This is a genomic window from Sphingomonas cremea (genome assembly GCF_021502585.1).
Lineage (GTDB): Bacteria > Pseudomonadota > Alphaproteobacteria > Sphingomonadales > Sphingomonadaceae > Sphingomicrobium > Sphingomicrobium cremea.
Window position 1 is genome coordinate 1 of record NZ_JAKFGM010000005.1, and the last position, 6057, is coordinate 6057.

Annotated in this window: 4 protein-coding genes and 1 pseudogene; 2 read left to right on the forward strand and 3 right to left on the reverse strand. The window is 61.4% G+C overall.

Going from position 1 to position 6057, the window contains the following annotated elements; all coding sequences use genetic code 11:
* Positions 1 to 451 (forward strand): annotated as a pseudogene (locus LVY65_RS13130) (TonB-dependent receptor domain-containing protein); the annotation flags it as partial.
* Positions 452 to 695: 244 nt separating this feature from the next.
* Positions 696 to 1358 carry a peptide-methionine (S)-S-oxide reductase MsrA gene (gene msrA / locus LVY65_RS13135; RefSeq protein WP_235068724.1) on the forward strand — a complete coding sequence of 221 codons (663 nt, stop codon included), beginning with the start codon at positions 696 to 698 and terminating at the stop codon, positions 1356 to 1358.
* Positions 1359 to 1367: 9 nt separating this feature from the next.
* Here the strand turns inward: msrA and LVY65_RS13140 are convergent, their stop codons facing one another.
* From LVY65_RS13140 to LVY65_RS13150, 3 genes are all read right to left on the reverse strand, one after another.
* Entirely contained in the window at positions 1368 to 2414 is a 1047-nt protein-coding gene (locus tag LVY65_RS13140; protein ID WP_235068725.1) for a PrsW family glutamic-type intramembrane protease, read from the reverse strand.
* Between the two features lie 10 nt (positions 2415 to 2424).
* The gene (locus tag LVY65_RS13145; RefSeq protein ID WP_235068726.1) at positions 2425 to 5538 is read right to left on the reverse strand and encodes a YncE family protein; all 3114 of its coding nucleotides are present in this window, start codon (positions 5536 to 5538) and stop codon (positions 2425 to 2427) included.
* A 36-nt stretch (positions 5539 to 5574) separates the two neighbouring features.
* Positions 5575 to 6057, reverse strand: a 483-nt coding sequence (locus LVY65_RS13150; protein WP_235068727.1) for a hypothetical protein, incomplete at its 5' end; no start/stop codon positions are given.

Consider the following 6057-nt stretch of genomic DNA (forward strand, 5'->3'; position numbering starts at 1 on the left):
TTGCGTTGGCCTCTACGGCCCGATCTGCTCGGGCGCGTCCGTTGCCAGCGCCGCACCGATGCCGAAGTGGCGCAGCAAGTCGCGCTGGACGCTGACCATGCCAAGCGGCATCGCCGTCTCGCTGGGCTGGCGCCACGTCGGCAAGGTCAAGGCGGAAACCCTCGACAGCAGCGAAACGCTTCATGGCGATTTCCCGCTCGATCCGGGCCTGCACATCAAAGCGCAGAACTACTTCGACCTGGCCACCACCTATACGTTCGGCGATCACTACAACTTCCGCCTGGGCGTGAACAACATCCTGGATAACGACCCGCCGCTGGTCACCGGAGGAAGCGCCGTCCTCGGCGGCTCCAACCTCTGCCCGGCCGGCTCGTGCAACGGCAACACCTATCCGGGTACCTGGGACGCGCTCGGCCGCTACATCTACGCCGGCGTCACCCTCGACTTCTAGAACCGAGGGAGAAGTCGCAATGTCCACTCTCGCGCCAGGCCGGCCATGAGACCTTGGGTTGCAAAATCCCATTGGGCCAGGACCTGGCATTTGCACAGGATCCTCGGCGTAAATTGGGTTCGGCCGAGCCCTGGTGCGGAAGCGGGAGCGGGGGTCACTCGGTGCATTCTCTTCCCGCGTCGCGTGACCCCCTTCCCATCAACAGCCTTTGTATGAATTCAAGTCAAGTCGCCAAGGAGGAGCCATGAACCGTAAGAGCCGAGTAAAAGCCACTGCGACAATCTCGCACCACTCAAATTGGTTGCGGCCAGGGACGGCGTTGCTTCTCGCGGCCTTTCTCTTTGGCGTCCCGGCCGATCGGCCAGCCGCGGCCGCCAACCAGCTGGAAACGGCGGTCCTTGCCGGCGGCTGTTTCTGGGGAGTGGAGGGCGTGTTCGAGCATGTAAAAGGGGTGCGTGACGTGGTTTCGGGATACGCTGGCGGCAAGCGAGTCGCAGTCGACCGCACGGGCAGCCAGCATGTGGATCCTGCCGAGGCGGTTAAAATCAGTTTTGACCCGGCGCAGATCAGCTACAGGCAGCTTCTGGAGATTTTCGCGAACGTCGCCCACGACCCCACGCAGGTAAATCGCCAGGGACCGGATGTCGGACCCCGATACCGTTCGGCGATCTTCCCGCAAAATGCACAGCAGCGGCAGGCGGCGGAGCTTTTCCTCCAGCAATTGCGAACGTCGGGCCGGTTCAAGCGACCAATTGCAACCAAAATTGAAAGCGGGCGGTTCGAGTTGGCGACGCGGGATCACCAGGATTACATGCGCAAGAATCCCAATTCCCGATATGTGATCGTCAACGACCTGCCCAAATTGGCGATGCTTCGCCGAAGCCATCCGCAACTTTGGGAGGAATGAAACCCGGCGTTACCGCCCGATCAGCTCCCGGAGTTCTTCCAGCTCCCACTCGTCGTTGGCGCTGAACGGCAGCTGTCGGTTAAGCGCGGCATAGCCGACCTTCCCGATCGCCTGCTTGACTTCTTCCAGCCTGGCAAAGGCCGCGCGGAGTCTCTCCGCTTCGCCTTCTTCCAGCTTCCGGTCGCGATCGAGCAACTCCTCCTCGGCAGCCAGAACCAACTCAGCCTTAACGATGCAGAAGTCGCGAATAAGGGACGCCTGCTCGGGTTTGAGGCGTGCCGCGAGCGACTTGATCCGCTGACCGCTGGCGTCGGCCGGAAAGCCACCCGCTCTCCATTCCTCCAGCCAGCGACGATGCGCCTCGCTTTCTTCGGTCAGCCATTGGTGAGTTTCATTTTCGCCGAGGCGAAATAGCGCAATCAGAAGCACCGGAGCGACAACCAGGGTGAGGATCATCACCAGCATCGGCTGGTCGGGGAAATGGTTGAACGTCAAATGGATCAGACTCGCAACCAAATAGCCGGGTAGCATCCACAAGAAATTGAAGCCGCGCCTTGCGCCTTGATTCCGTAGTGAGCGCTCGATCAACTCATGCGTCACGGCGGCGAGGATTGCGGTTGTCGCACCATGCATGACCGCGGTGCCAAGGCCGCGGACCATCCAGACCGACGCCGACAGCTCAGGGAAGCGGACGAGGTAGAGAATATTCTCTACTACCGAGAATCCGGCGCCGATCGTGAAGCCGGAAATGACCGCATCAAGCTTGTAGCCGATCCGGTTCGTTGCGATCAGCAAGGCCAGCGCCGCGCCCTTCAGCGCCTCCTCAATCCATGGAGCGACCATCCGGCTGTAAAAGCTATAGCCCATCGGAAGAGCGTCGAGCATTTGGCCGCTCACCGGCCAGGCGACGAGTGCGGCCAATGCTCCGAGCAGGAGCAGGCCGATCATCTCGCTAACCGACATCAGCTTGAACACGTCCAGCCAGACGAACAGCGCCGCCATCAGCAGGACCGGGACCAGCGCGATCGACCAATCGACGATTTCGGCGAAGATCATGGCCGACGCCTTACAATATCTTGAGTGATGCCAGCCACTCGGTACGTCCGTCGATGTCCTTGTCGCCAAATCCGCGGGCAATACCGAACGAGAAGACCATTGGCAGCCGCATGATGACTGTGAACCCCAGGTCGACTTGGGCGCCCACGTCGAAGAGCCGATAGCTCCGTTTTTCAGGCGAGCCGAGCAGCATGGTGCCGCCAAACAGCGCGGGGCGGGCATAGCTCAAGAAAAAGGCGGGCGCGCCGACCTCGGCAAAGCGCAGCGGTGGCAAGTTGACCTCGCCCGTCAGCTTGGCGAACTTGCGTGCGGTGATCTCGTCGATCTCGAAACCCGGAAAGCTCTCCAGCTCACGGTAGCGCTTCTCCGGCCTGTTATCGACATAGTTATTCCGGAAACTGCCGAAGTAATATGCGGCGAGCGGGCTTTCCGACTTTCCGCCGGCGATGCCCGCCTGGGCGTAGATCCAGGCCGAGCTGTTGGACAGCGGCAGCGGCACGCCATAATCGATGCCGCCCCACATGTGCGGGAAGGCTTCGCCGTCGGCGCCATCAGCGCCGCCAACCAGCCGCCAGGCAATGCCCTTTTCATGGTCGACCCCACCCAGGGATTGCCGCGTGTTGGTGTAGCGGACGCCAAGCTCGGCCGAGAAAATATCCTTCGGGCTGGGCACATTCTGAGCCGATGGAAGTTGCTCCAGGCCGAAATAGCTGGCTACGCTGCCGAACAGGTCGAGCTGGCGCGGCGGGTCGTAGATTTTGGCCTTTTCGTAGCTGATGATGACGGCATCGCCCTTGCGGCTGCGCAAGACCGGTCCCGCCAGATCGTAGATGTCGGCGTCGTTATGCCAGTAGCGAAACTTCCAGTTGAGCGAGCGATATTCGATGTCGGCGTGGAGGCGTTCGCTGTCCTTCAAATCGACGAATGGCGACACGCTGATCGTGGCGCTCAACTGGTGGAACTGCAGCGGGTCTTCGAAATGCAAGTAATAGCCGGCCGCCGGCTTCTGCTTATAGCCTTCGACCACCGGATAGGATGCGGCGAGCTTCATCCGATCGGTTGCGCGGTACATGCCTCTTTGGGTTATCAGCGGATCAAGGTCGACCTTCGCCGGCGAGCCGACGCCCCATTCCTTGAGTTCGGGGTGGGTGTTGACGACCTTGGTTCCCAGGAATTCGATTGTGCCGAGATCGTCACGCTTCTCGGGGCGGATCAGCGATGGGCTAAATCCCTTGCCCGTATATTCATAGACGAGCAGTTGCCCGTCGGGTCGCAGCATGGGGCGAAAGAACCCGGTCGAGGCGTTGGACACAACCTCATATTTCTGGGTGGGAATGTCGAAGTGAAAGACGTTTGAAACGCCGGTGAAGTAGCTGGTGCCGTAAAGCGATTTGCCATCGGGCGCGAAGGTGAAGCCTTCGGGCGTCGACGGCGGGAGGTCGAGCCGCGCCACTTCATCCGGCGAACCGGTATCTTCCAATTCCTGTGTGCGCCAAACCCTGACCGACTGCGTACCGTTCACTTCACCATAGCTGGCGGACATCAGGGAACCGTCCGGCGATATGTCGAGGTCGAACGGCGTGATGCCATAATCGAACGTGTGGATCTGGTTGAAGCCGGCATAGGGTGGCGGGATTCGGACGATGGTCGCGTAGCCGTTCTGATGACGGATGCCCCAGATCGATTTGTCCCTTGGATTGACCACGATGTCGCCGATCCGGGCGTCACGCAGGAGCATGCGCTTCTTGCCGGTATCGACATCGACTTCCATGAGGTCGCGAAAGGCGCGATTGTCGTTGATGTAATAGGCCTTGCGACTATCCGGATCGAACGCGATGTTCGTCACAAAATAGAGCATCATGCCCTTGAGGTCGGCGAGCTTGCGAAGCTTGCCGGTGTCGAGGTCCATGGTGCCGATAAATCCGATCTGCCCCGGGAAGCGGAATGCGGCCACCAATCGGTTGGTCCGCTCATCGACATAGCCGCGCGACATGGACCCCAGGCCGTGAGGGCTGAGATGCTGCACATCGGTCAGCGGATAGGCGGAAAGCCTGGCAAGGTTGGCCTTCTGGAACTCCCGCTCCCACGCGTGCCAGTCGCTCCACGCATCGTCGAGGCGCTTGCCGAAAACGCGATGGAATTGCGTCGCGTAGAAGGCCGCGCTGCCGTCTTCCCTGCGCAGCCATTGCATGACTTTTTCGGGGCCGTAGGTCAGCGCCAGCCATGAGAAGAAGCGAGTGCCGTAGAGATAGTCGTTTGCGCCGATCTGGAAGTCGATGGCGATGCCTTCGCTCTCCAGGCCGAGCGGCGAATAGAGCTTGTCATCGTCGCGCACCTTCGCGCGGAACACCATTTCATCGTAGCCGCCCTGGGCGCGGCCGAGGCCGCCCGCCATCCAGGTTTCAAAGAACACCGCCGACCCTTCGGCATACCAGCGCGGCACGTTGTTCCGGGGGGTCGTCAGATAATTGTAGAGGATCGATTCCGGATGTTCCTGAATCGGCATGGGCTTGCCGCCAAGGAAGTTGCGCCAGAAGGCGTCCTTCTTGTTGTACGCGTCCAGCGTGGCAACGTGCGCGAGCTCATGATTGATGAGCGTGAAGAAGCGTTCGCCGGGGGTGAATGTCTCCATCCGCTGCGAAAGCGGCGCGACGTCCAGCAGCACCGCATTGTTCGGCGACGAACGGGCGGCGGCATTACCGAAATCGCCGAAGTCCTTGAGCAGGACAGTGGTCCGATCCCATGGCTCCCAATGGAATCGCCGCTTGTGCCATTCGATGGCATTTTCGAACGCCCTTGCAACATAAGGCGTCAGATAGGTCTGGACGGGATCGAAATAGAGCAGGGACTGATTCTTCGTCTCCAGCGTCGACAGGGGAATACCCCCGGCATTGGGAGGTGCGTGCTTGGGTTCTTCGACCTTTTGCTCGTCCGTGGGCGGCGCGACAGGCGTTTCGGCATCGCTAGCCGGCGCCGGCGGTTCCTCGATCGTGGTCGTGGCCGGTTGAGGGGGCGGAGGCTCCGGCTGCACTTGCGCCCATGCACCACTCGCAACGCTGCTGAGGCAGAGCGCAGTCAGTCGTCTTGCCCAGCGTCGGTCGCGACGCGCTCTTCCCCCGTTCATCACCCCCCTTTCGGGCCAGGACGCGGCCCGGAAGCGCTATTGTCTCAGGCTAGCCGCGAAATTGGAATCGCGCATCGCCGCTGAAAAGGCCGGATTGGCCGCCAGCGCCTGGAACTGATGCACCCCCTGCAGTGCGTTGAACGCGTTGGCATTGCGGGCAATCGCCTGGAGAGCGTTTGCATCCTTGGCGACCCCGGCAAACGCTGCCGGCTGGGCAGCCATTGCCGCAAAAGCCTGCGGATTGGCAGCCATCGCCTCAGCCGCCCGGGCGTTGAATTGCCCCTGCGAAGCCAAATGTGCCGCAGCCGACGCAGCGTTGAATGCCTGGGCCGCCTGGGCAGCGGCGGCAAGCGCATTGGCATTGGCCGCAAGTGCCTTGAAGGCCTCGGCATTGGAGGCCACCGCCTGGAGGGCGTTGGCGTTGGTTGCCGCGCTGAAGGCCTTGGCGTTCCCGGCGAGGGCACTGAAGGCATCAGCATTTTTCGCAATGGCACTAAAGGCGCTGGCGTCGCTGGAAAG

Coding starts and splice junctions, on each gene's coding strand:
- msrA (WP_235068724.1), top strand. CDS start 696: ATGAACCGTAAGAGCCGAGTAAAAGCCACTGCGACAATCTCGCACCAC.
- LVY65_RS13140 (WP_235068725.1), bottom strand. CDS start 2,414: ATGATCTTCGCCGAAATCGTCGATTGGTCGATCGCGCTGGTCCCGGTC.
- LVY65_RS13145 (WP_235068726.1), bottom strand. CDS start 5,538: ATGAACGGGGGAAGAGCGCGTCGCGACCGACGCTGGGCAAGACGACTG.